General features: G+C 71.3%; 17 protein-coding genes. 13 read left to right on the forward strand and 4 right to left on the reverse strand.

Annotation, left to right across the window (positions count from 1 at the left end):
• Positions 1-26: 26 nt before the first annotated feature.
• The gene (locus OH804_RS00365) at positions 27-788 is read right to left on the reverse strand and encodes an SDR family NAD(P)-dependent oxidoreductase (RefSeq protein WP_406061979.1); all 762 of its coding nucleotides are present in this window, start codon (positions 786-788) and stop codon (positions 27-29) included.
• A gap of 99 nt (positions 789-887) precedes the next feature.
• Here OH804_RS00365 and OH804_RS00370 point away from each other — a divergent pair, with 99 nt between their 5' ends.
• The 8 genes from OH804_RS00370 (at position 888) to OH804_RS00405 (ending at position 8,300) form a co-directional block, all read left to right on the forward strand.
• Positions 888-1,247 carry a histidine triad nucleotide-binding protein gene (locus OH804_RS00370; protein ID WP_406061981.1) on the forward strand — a complete coding sequence of 120 codons (360 nt, stop codon included), beginning with the start codon at positions 888-890 and terminating at the stop codon, positions 1,245-1,247.
• On the forward strand, positions 1,244-2,638 hold the full coding sequence (locus OH804_RS00375) for a serine hydrolase domain-containing protein (protein ID WP_406061983.1): 1,395 nt from the start codon (positions 1,244-1,246) through the stop codon (positions 2,636-2,638). The genes OH804_RS00370 and OH804_RS00375 overlap by 4 nt, the downstream gene beginning before the upstream one ends.
• A gap of 130 nt (positions 2,639-2,768) precedes the next feature.
• Positions 2,769-3,827, forward strand: a complete 1,059-nt coding sequence (locus OH804_RS00380) for a PhoH family protein (RefSeq protein ID WP_124861046.1) — start codon at positions 2,769-2,771, stop codon at positions 3,825-3,827.
• A 15-nt stretch (positions 3,828-3,842) separates the two neighbouring features.
• Entirely contained in the window at positions 3,843-4,316 is a 474-nt protein-coding gene (gene ybeY, locus OH804_RS00385) for an rRNA maturation RNase YbeY (protein ID WP_406061986.1), read from the forward strand.
• Complete coding sequence (locus OH804_RS00390) at positions 4,292-5,716, forward strand: hemolysin family protein (RefSeq protein WP_112677216.1); 1,425 nt, start codon at positions 4,292-4,294, stop codon at positions 5,714-5,716. Before ybeY ends, OH804_RS00390 begins: the two co-directional genes overlap by 25 nt.
• Positions 5,709-6,095 (forward strand): cytidine deaminase, encoded by a 387-nt coding sequence (locus OH804_RS00395; RefSeq protein WP_196919273.1) that lies wholly within the window; start codon positions 5,709-5,711, stop codon positions 6,093-6,095. The genes OH804_RS00390 and OH804_RS00395 overlap by 8 nt, the downstream gene beginning before the upstream one ends.
• A gap of 5 nt (positions 6,096-6,100) precedes the next feature.
• Positions 6,101-6,997 (forward strand): GTPase Era, encoded by an 897-nt coding sequence (gene era / locus OH804_RS00400; protein ID WP_372433024.1) that lies wholly within the window; start codon positions 6,101-6,103, stop codon positions 6,995-6,997.
• 154 nt (positions 6,998-7,151) lie between these two features.
• Positions 7,152-8,300 (forward strand): acyltransferase, encoded by a 1,149-nt coding sequence (locus OH804_RS00405; RefSeq protein WP_406061988.1) that lies wholly within the window; start codon positions 7,152-7,154, stop codon positions 8,298-8,300.
• Here the strand turns inward: OH804_RS00405 and OH804_RS00410 are convergent.
• On the reverse strand, positions 8,287-9,096 hold the full coding sequence (locus tag OH804_RS00410) for a DUF4097 family beta strand repeat-containing protein (RefSeq protein WP_196919270.1): 810 nt from the start codon (positions 9,094-9,096) through the stop codon (positions 8,287-8,289). The two genes, OH804_RS00405 and OH804_RS00410, sit on opposite strands and share 14 nt — an antisense overlap.
• A 102-nt stretch (positions 9,097-9,198) precedes the next feature.
• On the opposite strand from OH804_RS00410, the gene recO reads away from it, so the two are divergent.
• The 5 genes from recO to OH804_RS00435 all read left to right on the forward strand — a co-directional run bounded on the left by recO (position 9,199) and on the right by OH804_RS00435 (position 12,437).
• Entirely contained in the window at positions 9,199-10,065 is an 867-nt protein-coding gene (recO, locus tag OH804_RS00415; RefSeq protein ID WP_406061991.1) for a DNA repair protein RecO, read from the forward strand.
• A gap of 4 nt (positions 10,066-10,069) precedes the next feature.
• Complete coding sequence (locus tag OH804_RS00420; protein ID WP_196919268.1) at positions 10,070-10,882, forward strand: isoprenyl transferase; 813 nt, start codon at positions 10,070-10,072, stop codon at positions 10,880-10,882.
• A gap of 71 nt (positions 10,883-10,953) precedes the next feature.
• Entirely contained in the window at positions 10,954-11,139 is a 186-nt protein-coding gene (locus tag OH804_RS00425) for a hypothetical protein (protein ID WP_030491795.1), read from the forward strand.
• 312 nt (positions 11,140-11,451) lie between these two features.
• Positions 11,452-11,679, forward strand: a complete 228-nt coding sequence (locus tag OH804_RS00430; protein ID WP_231392379.1) for a thioredoxin reductase — start codon at positions 11,452-11,454, stop codon at positions 11,677-11,679.
• Complete coding sequence (locus OH804_RS00435; protein ID WP_196919267.1) at positions 11,676-12,437, forward strand: pirin-like bicupin family protein; 762 nt, start codon at positions 11,676-11,678, stop codon at positions 12,435-12,437. Before OH804_RS00430 ends, OH804_RS00435 begins: the two co-directional genes overlap by 4 nt.
• A 125-nt stretch (positions 12,438-12,562) precedes the next feature.
• Here OH804_RS00435 and gndA read toward each other — a convergent pair whose 3' ends face one another.
• Both gndA and OH804_RS00445 read right to left on the reverse strand, forming a co-directional pair.
• Complete coding sequence (gene gndA, locus OH804_RS00440) at positions 12,563-14,005, reverse strand: NADP-dependent phosphogluconate dehydrogenase (RefSeq protein WP_406061994.1); 1,443 nt, start codon at positions 14,003-14,005, stop codon at positions 12,563-12,565.
• A gap of 189 nt (positions 14,006-14,194) precedes the next feature.
• Positions 14,195-14,491 (reverse strand): thiamine-binding protein, encoded by a 297-nt coding sequence (locus tag OH804_RS00445; RefSeq protein ID WP_196919265.1) that lies wholly within the window; start codon positions 14,489-14,491, stop codon positions 14,195-14,197.
• Between the last annotated feature and the right edge of the window lie 217 nt (positions 14,492-14,708).

Here is a 14,708-nt window from a genome sequence, read left to right on the forward strand (position 1 = left end):
TTTCCAAGATCTTGTCGGAGCTGGCCTCAGCTGCGCAGGTAGGAGGCCCCGTTGAGGTCGACGATCGTGCCGGAGGCCCACTCGGCCTGCGGCGAGGCCAGCCAGTGCACGGCGGCGGCGATCTCCTCCGGTTTGCCCACCCGGTCGAACGGGCTCTGCGCGCGGATGGCCGCGCCCTCCTCACCGCGCAGGTACTCGGTGACCATGTCGGTCGCCACGAAGCCCGGCGCGACGGTGGCCACCGCGATGCCGTACGGCGCGAGCGCCACGGCGAGGGACTGGCCCAGCGCGTTCAACCCCGCCTTGCTGGCGCCGTACGCCGGCTGCTCCGGCTCACCACGGAACGCGCCCCGGGACGAGACGTTGACGATCCGCCCGCCGCGTTCGCGCATGTGCTGGGCGGCGCACCAGGTGACGTTGCCGGCACCGGTCAGGTTCGTCTCCAGCACCTGCCGCCAGCGCTGCTGCCACTCCTCGTACGAGGCGCCGAAGATCGGGTGCGGGTCGTCGCGGTCGCCGTACGTCCCGGCGTTGTTGACCAGCACGTCCAGCCCGCCGAGCAGCTCGGCGGCCCGGTCCACCATGACCCGGACCGCGTCCGGATCGGTGAGGTCGGCGCGGACCACCGCGTGCCCGTCGCCGGGCAGCTGCGCGCGTAGCTCCTCGGCCGCGTCGGCGGAGTCGCGGTGGTGGATGGCCACCCGGTCGCCGCCGGCCGCGAACGCCTTCGCCACCGCGCGGCCGATCCCGCGCGAGGCCCCGGTCACGAGTACCGCCCGATCCGTCATGCCGGCCATCCTGCCTCAGCCATACCTTCGGCTGCGAACGGGCCGGCGGCGCATGCTGCGCCGGAGCGCCACCGGGCCGTTAGTCCTTACACTGCCCCGATGGGATCCGACTGCCTGTTCTGCCGCATCGTCGCCGGGGAGATCCCGGCCACAGTGGTCCGGGAGACCGACACCACCCTCGCCTTCCGTGACATCGACCCGAAGGCGCCGGTGCACGTCCTGGTCATTCCGAAGGAGCACTACGCCGACGTCGCCACGCTGGCCCAGGGCGACCCGGCGCTGGCCGCCGACGTGCTGGCGACGTCCGCCGCCGTGGCCGAGGACGAGGGTCTGCTCGGCGATGGTTTCCGGCTGATGTTCAACACCGGCGCGTACGGCGGGCAGGAGGTCTTCCACGCGCACGCGCACCTGCTCGGTGGTGCGCCGCTCGGCCCGATGCTCGTCCGGAACCTGGCGTGAGCGAGCGCAGCGAGGACGGTCGCGGCAATGAGCACCTGGACCGGTTGGTGCGGCGGGTGCAGGCCGAGGCCCGGGTGCCGGCGGTGTCGGCGGCGCTGCACCGGGCCGACCGGCCGCTCTGGAGCTGCACCGTCGGCGAGACCGGCACCGACAGCCCGCTGGGGCCGGGCACCCAGTTCCGGATCGGCTCGGTCACCAAGACGTTCACCGCGGTGCTGGTCCTCCAGTGCCGCGACGACGGGCTGCTGGACCTGGACGACCCGGTGGGCCGGCACCTGGACCTCCCGGCGCACGGCGACCTGACCGTACGCCGGTTGCTGTCGCACACCGGTGGCCTGCAACGCGAGCCGTTCGGCGATGTCTGGGACAGCCTGCGCGCGCCGGACGACGACCAACTGGTCGCCGAACTGGACCGGGCCGAGCGGGTGCTGCCGACCGGCCGTCGGTTCCACTACTCCAACCTGGGCCTGGCCGTGCTCGGCCAACTCGTAGCCCGGCTCCGGGGCGGAAGCTGGGCGCAGGCGCTCACCGAGCGGATCCTGACGCCGCTGGGGCTGACCGACACCACTGTGACCCCACGGCCGACGGCGGCCACCGGGTTCCTGGTGGACGCGTACTCCGACGAGGCGCACCCGGAACCGCCGACCGACTTCGGCGCGGTCGGCCCGGCCGCCCAGCTCTGGAGCACCGCGACCGACATGGCCCGCTGGGCGGCGTTCCTGGCCGACCCGGCGGCGCTGGACCCGGCCGGCGCGGTCCTCGCCCCGGCCACCCTGGACGAGATGCGCTGGCCGGTGACCACCACCGACGAGACGCTCTGGGGCGCGGGCTTCGGCCTCGGGCTGATCCTGATCCCGCAGGGGGAACGGGTGATGCACGTGGGGCACGACGGGGCCATGCCCGGTTTCCTCGCCGGGGTGTACGGCCGCCGAGGCGGCGACGGCACGCCCGGCGCGATGGGCGCCGCCGTGCTCGGCTCGTCCGGCACGGCGAGCGAACTGTTCGACCTGTCGCACCGGCTGCTCGCCGCGGCTGTCGAGCACGACCCGGCCGAGATCGAGCCGTGGCGGCCCGGCGCACCCGCGCCGGCGGCCCTGCGGGGTGCGCTCGGCCGCTGGTGGGGCGAGGGATCCGAGTACGTCTTCTCCTGGCACGACGGCACCCTGCGGGCGCGTGGGGTCGGTGACCCGGCCGGACGCCCACCGGCGATCTTCACCCCGCTGGAGGACAAGCCGGACGTGTTCCGCGTGGTCTCCGGTCGGGAGGCCGGTGAGCTGCTGCGACTGACCCGGGACGAGGCCGGCGCGGTGGTCCGGATGCACTGGGCGACGTACCGGTTCACCCGCCACCAGGAGACCTTCGACAGGTACGACTTCCGGGCCGGGAGTTGATCGCGGCCAGCGGAAATGGGCGCGATGCGGCCCGCGTTGAACGGATACGATGGGTGTAACGTCCGCACGCCAGGCCAGCAGGCCGGCGCCGAGATCGAGAGCAGGTGCGCAGGGCCCTTCGGCCCAACCTATGACCGGCACCCCACCTCCCGGCCCGCCCCGGGTGCAGACCAGGATCACCGTGCCCGACCCGAAGATCATGGTCAATCTGCTCGGCGCAGGCGACGAGATCCTCAGACTCGTCGAACGCTCGGTCAACAGTGACGTGCACGTTCGCGGCAACGAGATCACCATCACCGGTGACCCCGCGGACAACGCTCTCGCCGAGCGGGTCTTCAGCGAGCTACTCGAACTCATCGAGAAAGGCGAGACCCTGACCAGTGACGCCGTCCGGCGTACCGTCGGCATGCTCGAGCAGGGCAGCGCCGAGCGGCCCGCCGAGGTCCTGACACTCAACATCCTCTCCCGGCGCGGGCGCACCATCCGCCCCAAGACGCTCGGGCAGAAGAAGTACGTCGACGCGATCGACACCCACACCATCGTCTTCGGCATCGGCCCGGCCGGCACCGGAAAGACCTACCTGGCGATGGCGAAGGCCGTCCAGGCGTTGCAGGCCAAGCAGGTCAACCGGATCATCCTCACCCGGCCGGCTGTCGAGGCGGGCGAGCGACTGGGCTTCCTGCCCGGCACGCTCAACGAGAAGATCGACCCGTACCTGCGCCCGCTCTACGACGCGCTGCACGACATGCTCGACCCGGAGACGATCCCGAAGCTGATGGCCGCCGGCACGATCGAGGTCGCCCCCCTCGCCTACATGCGGGGTCGGACGCTCAACGACGCGTTCATCATCCTGGACGAGGCGCAGAACACGACGCCCGAGCAGATGAAGATGTTCCTCACCCGACTCGGCTTCAACTCCAAGATCGTCGTCACCGGTGACATCACCCAGGTGGACCTTCCCGGCGGGACGAGCAGCGGCCTGCGGGTGGTTCGGGAGATCCTGGAAAACGTCGATGACGTGCACTTCTCCCAGTTGTCCAGCTCCGACGTGGTCCGTCACCAGCTGGTCGGGGAGATCGTCGACGCGTACGCCCGCTGGGACGCCGAGCGGGAGAACCAGCAGGCGCAGGGCGTTCACGCCGTGCCTGGGCGACCCGCCCAGGGCGGCCGGGCCGGCCGCCGCCGCTAAAGCAGAGGAAAGCAGTTGTCCATCGAGATCGCCAACGAGTCCGGTATCGACGTCGACACCGACGCCGTGCTCGCCGTCGCCCGGCACGCCCTCGACGAGATGGGGGTCAACCCCCTCGCCGAGCTGTCAGTGCTGCTGGTCGACATCGACTACATGACCGAGCTGAACCACCGCTGGATGGGTGGCGACGGCCCGACCGACGTGCTCGCCTTCCCCATGGACGAGGGCAGCGTCGACCACGGCCCGGGTGAGTCCGCACCGGCCGGTGGCGAGCCCGCCCTCCTCGGCGACATCGTGCTCTGCCCAGAGGTGGCGGCCAAGCAGGCGGCGACCGCCGGGCACGCGCCCGCCGACGAGCTGCACCTGCTCACCGTGCACGGGGTGCTGCACCTGCTCGGCTACGACCACGCCGAGCCGGAGGAGGAGCGGGAGATGTTCGCACTCCAGGCTCGACTGCTGGCGAGCTGGCGGTCGACCCGCACCCAGTGATGTCCACTCCTCCGTTACTCGCGGCCGGCGCCACCGCCGGCCTCCCCGACTTCCAGCTGATCGTCTTCGCGGCGGGCCTGGTGGTGTTGGCCGGCCTGATCGCGATGACCGAGGCTGCCCTCGCCGCGGTCTCACCGGCCCGCGCCGCCGAGCTGGCCCGCGACGGCGTGCGCGGCGCCCGTACCCTCCAGGTCGTCGCCGGCGACGTCGTCCGGCACCTCAACCTGCTCCTGCTGTTGCGGCTGCTAGCCGAGCTGACCGCCACCACGCTGGTGGCGCTCGTGGCGGTGGACAGCTTCGGCGCAGGCTGGCGGGCCGCGCTGGTGACCGCCGGCGCGATGACAGTGGTCAGCTTCGTAGTGGTGGGCGTCGCCCCGCGCACCATCGGCCGGCAGCACGCCTACGCCGTGGGTCGTGCGGTGGCGCCGCTGGTCCGCTGGCTGGGCCGGGCACTCAACCCGCTCGCGTCGTTGCTGATCCTGATCGGCAACGCGGTCACCCCGGGGCGCGGCTTCCGGGAGGGCCCGTTCGCCACCCAGGTGGAGCTGCGGGAGCTGGTCGACCTGGCCGAGCAGCGCGGCGTGGTCGAGCACGGCGAGCGCCAGATGATCCACTCCGTCTTCGCGCTCGGTGACACCATCGCCCGTGAGGTGATGGTGCCGCGTACCGAGATGGTGTGGATCGAGGAGGGCAAGACCCTCGCGCAGGCGCTGGCGCTCTTCCTGCGCTCCGGTTTCTCCCGCATTCCGGTGATCGGCGAGAGCGTCGACGACGTGCTGGGCGTGCTCTACCTCAAGGACCTGATCCGGCGCTCCCGCGGCGGGGACCCGAGGGCAGAGCAGTTGCCGGTGGCCGAGCTGATGCGTCCGGCGACCTTCGTACCGGAATCCAAGCCGGTCGACGACCTGCTGTCCGAGATGCAGGCGGCCCGCAACCACCTGGTCATCGTGGTCGACGAGTACGGCGGCACCGGCGGTCTGGTCACCATCGAGGACATCCTGGAGGAGATCGTCGGTGAAATCACCGACGAGTACGATGTCGAGCGCCCGCCCGTCGAACGTCTGGCGGACTCCTCGGTGCGGGTGACCGCTCGCCTGCCGGTGGAGAATCTCGGCGAGATGTTCGACACCGACCTGCCCACCGACGAGGTGGAGACGGTCGGCGGTCTGCTCGCCCAGTCGCTGGGGCGGGTGCCGATCCCGGGTGCCGAGGCCGAGGTCGCCGGTCTTCGCCTGGTCGCCGAGGGCACCACCGGCCGACGCAACCGGATCGACACGGTGCTGGTCAGCCGGGTGGAGCCGGGAGACGAGCAGGACAGCGCGGGGCGTGGCGAGCACGCCGGCCCCGGGGACGACACTGACAACTACCGAGACGACGAGAGGCAACCCGCCGATGCCTGACACACCCGCCGCGCCTGCCGCCCGGCCCACCTTCACCGCGTCGGGTGCGCTGAGCGCCGAGGACGGCAAGCTCGTCGTCCTGGCCCGGGGAGCCCGCGCGCGGGTCGGCGCCGTGGAGGGCGCCGCGGTTCGTGACCAGGACGGCCGGACGTACGCGGCGGCCAGTGTCGCGCTGCCGTCGCTGACGCTCACCGCGTTGCAGTTGGCTGTCGCTTCGGCAGTGGCCGCCGGGGCGAGTCGGCTGGAGGCGGCGGTGGTGGTGACCGAGGCGTCGACGCTGGACGGTGCCGGGCACGCTGCGGTACGCGACCTCGCGGCGGACGCACCGGTCCACGTGGCCGCTCCGGACGGCACTGTCCTCGGCACGGTGACCGAGTGAGCCCGGTGCAGGATCCGGAGGCGCGACCGTACCGGGCCGGGTTCGGCTGTTTCGTCGGTCGCCCCAACGCCGGCAAGTCGACGCTGACCAACGCCATCGTCGGCACCAAGATCGCCATCACCTCGAACAAGCCCCAGACCACCCGGCACGTCATCCGGGCGGTGCTGCACCGCCCGGAGTCGCAGCTGGTCCTCGTCGACACGCCGGGCCTGCACCGCCCCCGTACGCTGCTCGGCGAGCGTCTCAACGACCTGGTCCGGTCCACCTGGACCGAGGTCGACGTGATCGGCCTGTGCATCCCGGCCGACGAGCCGGTCGGGCGCGGTGACCGGTTCATCACCGGCGAGCTGGCCGAGTTGAAGGCGACAGTGCTGGCGGTGGTCACCAAGACCGACCTGGTGGACAAGCGCCGCCTGGCGGAGCAGCTGCTCGCGGTCAGCCAGATGGGGGAGTTCGCCGAGATCGTGCCGGTGAGCGCGGTGTCCGGGCACCAGGTGGACACCCTCGTCGACGTGATGACCAAGTACCTGCCGCCGTCGCCGCAGCTCTACCCGGACGACATGCTCACCGACGATCCCGAGCAGGTGCTGGTCGCCGAGCTGATCCGGGAGGCCGCCCTGGAGGGGGTCCGCGACGAGCTGCCGCACTCCATCGCCGTGGTGGTGGAGGAGATGATCCCCGAGGGTCAGGTCATGAAGATCTACGCCGACCTGTACGTGGAGCGGCCCAGCCAGAAGGCCATCGTGCTCGGGCACAAGGCGAGTCGGCTCAAGGAGGTCGGCACCAACGCCCGCAAGCAGATCGAGGAGCTGCTCGGCGGTCGGGTCTACCTCGACCTGCACGTGCGGGTCGCGAAGGATTGGCAGCGCGACCCGAGGCAGCTACGCAAGCTGGGCTTCTGACCCACCTCGTTGGCGGCGCCCGACCGGCGGCATGATCGGCCCTCGGTCGGGCGGCGGAGGATGTTCACCTTCGGTTGAGGTCGCTGTCGTTTGGTGCGTGCGCGACGCAGGGTAGGGAAGTTGTGCCCGGCGTCCCCGACCCAGATGCAGGCTGATGCGCAACAGGTACCTCGACCTCCTCCGTTCCCTGGCCATCGTTCGAGTAGTGGTCTACCACGTCACCGGATGGGCGACTCTCACCCTCGTCTTCCCTGCGATGTCGGTGATGTTCGCGCTGGCGGGTTCGCTGATGGCCGCGTCGCTGACCCGCTCCGGGCCGGCGGCGGTCGGGCGTCGGCTGCGCCGGCTGCTGCCGTCGCTGTGGGTGCTGGCGGTGATCTTCGTGCCGGCCATGCTGTTCACCGGGCTGACGGTCAGTCCTCGGGTGTTGCTGTGGTTGTTCCCGGTCGCCGACCCGCCGGCCAACCACTGGGGTGCGCTGGCGCTGAGCGTCATCTGGTACCTGCGCGACTACCTGTGGTTCGTGTTCGCCTCGCCGGTCGCGTTCTGGCTGTTCCGGCGGGCTCCGCTGCCGACCCTGCTCGCCCCGTACCTCCTGCTGGTGGCGATCGAGGTGGGGATCTACCCGGCGCCGCCGGTGTTGCGCGAGTTCGGGCTCTACTTCGGTGCCTGGCTGCTCGGCTTCGCCCACCACGCCGGGATGCTGCGCCGACTTCCCGGCCGGCTGCTGTACCCGGTGGCGCTCGTTCTCGCAATCGGCGGCGGCGCCTGGATCGTCGGACATCCCGGCCCGCGCGGGTACGACCTGAACGACAACCCGCTGGGCAACGCCCTCTGGTCGGCCGCGTTCATCCTGATCGTGCTGGGCCGGGCCCCGGCTGGGGTGGCCTGGCTGAGCCGGAGCCGACTGGCCGACCGGGCGGTGACGGTGCTCAACCGGCGGGCGCTCACCGTCTACCTCTGGCACATGCCGTTCGTGGTGGCGCTCACTCCGCTTGTCGACGTGGTGGGCTGGTCCCACCAGGACCCGGTGGGCCTGGCCATCCGGGTGCTGCTGGTCTTCGCCCTGGTCGGGCTGGTCACCCTGGCCGTCGGCTGGGTCGAGGACGTCGCCGCCCGTCGCCGCCCGGAGCTGATCCCCGGTGGCCCGGCGCAGTCCGCCGACGCGGCCGTTCGGCCGGGTGCCGACGCTGCGGTCCGGCCGTGTGCCGACGCGGCGGACGGTGCCGGACCGGCCGTCGGACGAGCGGTGGTGCCGGCGCCGCGGACGGCCGGGGCCAGCGTCGAGATCAACGCTCGCTGATCGTGAGGTTGCCGCTGTTGGCCGAACCGTCGAGCACCAGGGACGCCGCCGGGTTGTCGGCGACGGTGATGGTCTCGTCGCCGGAGTCGGCGTTGGACCGGACCCGGTAGGCGCCCGCCGGCACCACGAGCGTGACGTCACCGCTGGAGGCGTGGACGCGGGCCGAGGCCGGCTTGTCCAGCTCGACGTTGACATTGCCCGAGCTGGCCTCGGCGTCGACAGTGCCGCCCAGCCGGCGTGCGGTGATGTCTCCGGACGAGGCGCGCAACCGTACCGCCGCGGCGGCCTCGCTCACCTCGATGTTGCCGGAACGGGCCTCCACCCCGACCGCGCCCGACGCACCGGAGATCCGCACGTCGCCCGAGCTCACCTGTAGCTCGACGGCGCCGACCCGGCTCAGCTCGACGTTGCCGGAACTGGTCTCGCCCTGCACCGCCACACCCTCCGGCACCGTCACCTCGTAGGAGATGCTGCACCGCGAGCCGCAGTCGGTGTCCAGCACCAACTCGCTGCCCTTGATCTCGTACCGGGCGTTGTCCGGTTCGCCGCCCTGGTAGCGCACCACCCGCTTGATCCGTACCTCGGATGCCGGGCCGGTGCCGCGGAGCACCACGTCGCCCGAGCCCCCGGAAAGCCGGACCGTGGTGATCCGGACCGCCTCGGTGTTGTCGTAGTCGAGCCGGCGGAACGACAGGTTGTCGCACCCGGAGAGCACGATGAGGGTGGTGACGAGCCCGAGTGCGACGGGAGCGGCGACGCGACGACGGCGCGGGGTGGTGGTCAGCTGCAGTGCCATGACCAGCACGCTACGGCCGGGCACGAGTTGGCCGCATCGGGGTTCATCCGCGTCTGCACCCCGAACCAACCCTGATTTCGCACCCCGAGGGAGAATGGCCCGATGGCCGGGTATCGCCGACAGCTCTACCGCGACGACGCGGTGGTCCTGCGTGTGCAGAAACTCGGCGAGTCCGACCGGATCATCACCCTGCTCACCCGCCGGCACGGCCGGCTGCGCGCGGTGGCTCGAGGGATCCGCCGCACCACCAGCAAGTTCGGTGCCCGGCTGGAGCCGTTCGGCCACGTCGACCTCCAACTCGCCGGTGACCCGAAGGGCAACCACGGCAGCTCACTGCACACCGTCAGCCAGGTCGAGGGCATCGACCTGTACGGCAAACGGTTCCTGGGCGACTACCCGCGCTACACGGCGGCCAGCGCGATCGCCGAGACCGCCGAGCGGCTGACCCCGGTGGAGCGGGAGCCGTCGCTGCGGCTGTTCCAGCTCACCATCGGCGCGCTGAAGGCGCTGTCCCGGGGCGAGCACGCCACCACCCTGGTGCTCGACGCGTACCTGCTGCGCGGGATGTCCCTGGCCGGTTGGGCGCCGGCGCTGGTCGCCTGCGCGGTCTGTGGCACGCCCGGGCGGCACCGGGCGTTCTCCGTGCCGGCCGGTGGCGCGGTCTGCCCGGATTGTCGGCCACCCGGGGCGGCCCATCCCGCGCCGGCCACCATCGATCTGATGTCCGCGCTGACCACCGGCGACTGGGTGATCGCCGACGCCACCGACGCCGCCGTACGTCGGGAGTGCAGTGGGCTGGTCGCAGCTCACCTGCAGTGGCACCTGGAGCGCGCGCTACGCTCGCTGCCGCTGGTCGACCGGGGTCCCTCGGCGGCCGGCACGGCCCCTCCGCCGGAAGGCACCGGGGCCGTGGTGCTCCGGCCACGTGGCGACGTCGAGGCCGGGGCGGACGGCGCGAGCAGGGAGTGACCGAGTGATCCGATCGAAGAAGGCCGGCCGGCGCGAGCCGACCCCGCCGGTGCCACACCCGTCCGGGGCCCGACCCCCGGCGCTGCCCAGCGAGGCGGTGCCGAAGCACGTGGCGGTGGTGATGGACGGCAACGGCCGCTGGGCGAAGGACCGCGGGCTGCCGCGCACCAAGGGGCACGAGGCGGGGGAGCACAGCCTCTTCGACACCATCGAGGGCGCCATCGAGATGGGCATCCCGTACCTGTCGGCGTACGCGTTCTCCACCGAGAACTGGCGGCGTTCGCCCGACGAGGTCCGGTTCCTGATGGGGTTCAACCGGGACGTGATCCGTCGTCGCCGTGACCAGCTGGTCGACCTCGGCGTACGGGTGGTGTGGTCGGGCCGGCCCGGCCGGCTGTGGAAGAGCGTCATCACCGAGTTGCAGACCGCCGAGGAGATGTCCCGCGACAACTCGACGCTGACCCTGCAGTTCTGCGTCAACTACGGCGGGCAGGCCGAGATCGGTGACGCCGCCGCCGCGATCGCGCGGGATGTGGCGGCCGGCCGGCTGGATCCGGCGAAGGTCACCGAGAAGACCGTGGCGAAGTACCTCTACCACCCGGAGATCCCGGAGGTGGACCTGTTCCTGCGCCCCTCCGGTGAGGAACGGATCTCCAACTTCCTGCTCTGGCAGACCGCGTACGCCGAGCTGGTCTTCCTGGACACGCTCTGGCCCGACTTCGACCGCCGCCACCTCTGGTACGCGTGCGAGTTGTACGCCCAGCGGGACCGACGCTTCGGCGGCGCGCTGCCCAACCCGGTCGCCCCGGCTATCTGAGCCGACGTGCTTACCGGCACGTCACTCTGGGTATCAGAGACGTCAGAAGCCACTGACGGAGGTGAACCCACATGATCCAGAAGCGCATTGCCCAGTGGGCGGTGATGGCTGTCGCGGTGCCGCTGGCCGCGGCCGGTGCCCGCCGGCTCAGCCACACCCTGGAGGCCCGGCGTGGTCCCTCCGGGGCGACCCGGTTGCTGACCAAGGGTGCGGACCTGATCCGTCCGCAGAAGGCCAAGCGCCGCCGCTTCTTCTGACCGATCCCCAACTGTCCCCGGCGCCGTCCGCACCCGTGCGGACGGCGCCGTCGCATCCCCACCCGCCCCCACCCCACCCCACCCCGCCCCCGCCCCGCCCGGGTCGATCATGGAGTTGTGGTGGCCGGATCAGCCGCTTTTGCGGTTTATGCTCACCACCACAACTCCATGATCGACCCGGCCCGGCGGGTGGGCGTTCGGTCGGCGGGGTAGGCGTGTGGTTGGCGTGGGTGGTTGCGGTCGTTTCGGCGTCCCGCGCACGGGCGGCGGGTAGGGTCCGGAGGTGGTGGGACGACGGCGGTTGGGGTGGGAATGCGGGATCTCCGATTCAAGATGATCATGGCGTTGAACGCCGCCGATCTGGGCGACCCGATCTGCGAGCAGGTGGCCGAGATCTGCGCCGAGATCGCCGAGCAGCACTGCGCCGAGTTCGGCCACACACCTCAGCTGCGGACCGGTGAGATCGCCGAACTGGCCACCGGTGAGCCAGCCCTGACCTGGGCGCCGTCCATCCCCGATTCCGGGCAGCGTGCCTGGTGACCGCGCCCGCGCCCGCTGTCGACATCCGTCGTGCCGACGATCGCTTCGCCACCCGGATCTCCTGGCTGGACTCCAAGCACTCCTTCTCGTTCTCCCGGCACTACGACCCGGCGAACACCCACCACGGCCTGCTGCTGGTCAACAACGACGACGTGGTCCGACCGGGGGCCGGCTTCGAGACCCACCCGCACCAGGACATGGAGATCGTGACCTGGGTGCTGCGCGGTTCCCTGGTGCACCAGGACTCCACCGGGCACTCCGGGGTGATCTACCCGGGTCTGGCCCAACGGATGAGCGCCGGCACCGGCATCCTGCACTCGGAGAAGAACGACGCCTGGCGGCTCAACAACCAGGAGCCGCACAGCGACCCGGTGCACTTCGTGCAGATGTGGGTGCTCCCCGACGAGCAGGGCGTCGACCCCGGTTACGAGCAGTTGGAGATCGAGGACGAGCTGCTCCGCGGGGGCCTGGTGCCGATCGCCTCCGGGATGGACCGCTACGACGGCGCGTCCGCGATCCGGATCCGCAACCGGTACGCGACCCTGCACGCCGCCCGTCTCGCCCCCGGCGACGAGGTCACCATCCCCGACGCGCCCTACGTGCACGTGTACGTGCCGGACGGCACGGTGACCCTGGAGGGCAGCGGCCCGCTCGGCAGTGGCGACGCCGCCCGGCTCACCATGACCGGTGGCCGGCGGGTCACCGCCGACGAACCGGCCGAGATCCTGGTCTGGGAGATGCACGCCACGGTCGGCTGACCGTCCCCCCGCGCGGCCCTCCCCATGATCTCGCCCGAACATTTTTGTAGTGGCCTCCCCACCGGGGGAGACCACTACATCAAGGATCGAGCACGATCACGGTGGCGCGCAGGGCGCCGCCCCGGCTACGCCGGGGACTCGGTGCGGTCGGCGGCCCAGGTGGTGTGGAACGAACCTTCGCGGTCCACCCGCTGGTAGGTGTGCGCGCCGAAGTTGTCCCGCAGACCCTGGATCAGCGCGGCGGGCAGCCGCTCCGCGCGCAACGCGTCGAAGTACGCCAGCGACGACGAGAACGCGGGCGTCGGCACACCGGCCCGGGTCGCGTCGGCCACCACCCGCCGCCAGCTCGGCACGCCAGCGCTGACCGCCTCCGCGAAGTACGGGGCCACCAGCAGCGTCGGCAGGTCCGGCTGCTCGTCGTACGCCTCACGGATCCGGTTGAGGAAGCGGGCCCGGATGATGCAGCCACCCCGCCAGATCGTCGCGGTGCCACCCAGGTCGATGTCCCAGTTGTATTCCTGGCTGCCCGCACGGATGTGGTCGAAGCCCTGCGCGTACGCGACGATCTTGGAGGCGAGCAGCGCCCGGCGGACGTCCTCGACGAACTTGTCCCGGTCGCTGACCTGCCACTTCTCACCCGCGTCGGGGAACGTCCGGCGGGCCGCCTCACGCTGGTCGACGTGCCCCGAGAGCGAACGGGCGAAGGTCGCCTCGGCGATCCCGGTGATCGGAATGCCCAGGTCCAGGGCGCTCTGCACTGTCCACCGACCGGTGCCCTTCTGCTCGGCCCGGTCCTGCACGATGTCCACGAACGACCGGCCCGTCGCCGCGTCGGTGTGCGCGAGCACATCGGCGGTGATCTCGATGAGGAACGACTCCAGCTCGCCGTTGTTCCACTCCCGGAAGATCTCCGCGATCTCGGCCGGCGTCGCGTCCAGGCCCGCCCGGAGCAGGTCGTACGCCTCGGCGATGAGCTGCATGTCGGCGTACTCGATGCCGTTGTGCACCATCTTGACGAAGTGCCCGGCGCCGTCCGGCCCGACGTGCATGCAGCACGGCACGCCGTCCACCTGGGCGGCGATCTTCTCGAACATCGGCCCGAGCTTCGCGTACGACTCGGCGGAACCGCCCGGCATGATGCTCGGCCCGCGCAGCGCGCCCTCCTCGCCACCGGAGACGCCGGTGCCGCTGAAGTGCAGCCCCTGCGCCCGCAGCGACTCCTCGCGGCGGCGGGTGTCGGCGAAGTGGGCGTTGCCACAGTCGACGATGATGTCGCCCTCGTCGAGCAGCGGCACCAACTCGTCGATCACCGCGTCGGTGGGCGCGCCGGCCTTGACCATGACGATGACCGCGCGGGGGCGTTCCAGTGACGCCACGAAGTCGGCCATCGTCTCGCCCGGCACGAACGTGCCCTCGTCGCCGTGCTCGGCGACCAGGCTGCGGGTGCGCTCCGGCGAGCGGTTGTGCACTGCCACCGTGAAGCCGTTGCGGGCCAGGTTGCGGGCCACGTTGCGACCCATCACCGCCAGCCCGGTCACACCGATTTGTGCCCTCGCCTGATCAGCCATTCGTGCCGCCACCTCTCGTCACACCACTATCAGCGTTTGGAAACTTACCGTGATGTGACCCGATACGGACCAGTGACGGGCGTCCCGTTACTGCACGTGATGTGGACGTTGCCGCTGGCGGCCCGGGCCGTCGGCAATGGTCGGTGAGTGCCGCGCAGGGAAACGTGTCGTCATCCCGCGCCGCGCCCGTCAGCCTTCGGCGAGACGGGCTTCGATTCGGGCGATCTTCCCGGTCAGCGCGTCGGTGACCCCAGGCCGGACGTCGGCCTTGAGCACCACACTCACCCGGGGCGCCCGCGCGGCGACCACGTCGACCGCCTGCTTCACCACCGCCATCACCTCGTCCCACTCACCCTCGACGGTGGTGAACATGGCATCGGTCCGATTGGGCAGGCCGGACGCACGGACCACCCGCACCGCCTCGGCGACCAGGTCACCCACGGAGTCGTCACCGCCGAGCGGGGTGATCGAGAACGCGATCAGCATGTGCCGATCGTGCCAGTAAAAACGGATGCGCGCCGGTCGGGCGGTGGCTACGGTACGGACATGCGTAACTGACGCCCCACTTCCGAGCCGGCCCGCCGTCCCGCGTCGCGGTCCGTGCGCTCCCGGGCGTCCCGCATTCCCTCCCCGCCGTTCGGCGGCGCTGGCAGTGCCCGACCCCCGGTGAGCAGTCCCTTCCCCACTCGACCGTCGCGCGACG

Origin of the sequence: Micromonospora sp. NBC_00860, from assembly GCF_045207375.1 — a bacterium.
Classification (GTDB): Bacteria; Actinomycetota; Actinomycetes; order Mycobacteriales; family Micromonosporaceae; genus Micromonospora; species Micromonospora vinacea.

Coding starts and splice junctions, on each gene's coding strand:
- recO (WP_406061991.1), top strand. CDS start 9,199: ATGGCCGGGTATCGCCGACAGCTCTACCGCGACGACGCGGTGGTCCTG.
- OH804_RS00380 (WP_124861046.1), top strand. CDS start 2,769: ATGACCGGCACCCCACCTCCCGGCCCGCCCCGGGTGCAGACCAGGATC.
- OH804_RS00430 (WP_231392379.1), top strand. CDS start 11,452: ATGCGGGATCTCCGATTCAAGATGATCATGGCGTTGAACGCCGCCGAT.
- OH804_RS00370 (WP_406061981.1), top strand. CDS start 888: ATGGGATCCGACTGCCTGTTCTGCCGCATCGTCGCCGGGGAGATCCCG.
- OH804_RS00425 (WP_030491795.1), top strand. CDS start 10,954: ATGATCCAGAAGCGCATTGCCCAGTGGGCGGTGATGGCTGTCGCGGTG.
- OH804_RS00410 (WP_196919270.1), bottom strand. CDS start 9,096: ATGGCACTGCAGCTGACCACCACCCCGCGCCGTCGTCGCGTCGCCGCT.
- OH804_RS00365 (WP_406061979.1), bottom strand. CDS start 788: ATGACGGATCGGGCGGTACTCGTGACCGGGGCCTCGCGCGGGATCGGC.
- OH804_RS00395 (WP_196919273.1), top strand. CDS start 5,709: ATGCCTGACACACCCGCCGCGCCTGCCGCCCGGCCCACCTTCACCGCG.
- OH804_RS00445 (WP_196919265.1), bottom strand. CDS start 14,491: ATGCTGATCGCGTTCTCGATCACCCCGCTCGGCGGTGACGACTCCGTG.
- OH804_RS00405 (WP_406061988.1), top strand. CDS start 7,152: ATGCGCAACAGGTACCTCGACCTCCTCCGTTCCCTGGCCATCGTTCGA.
- gndA (WP_406061994.1), bottom strand. CDS start 14,005: ATGGCTGATCAGGCGAGGGCACAAATCGGTGTGACCGGGCTGGCGGTG.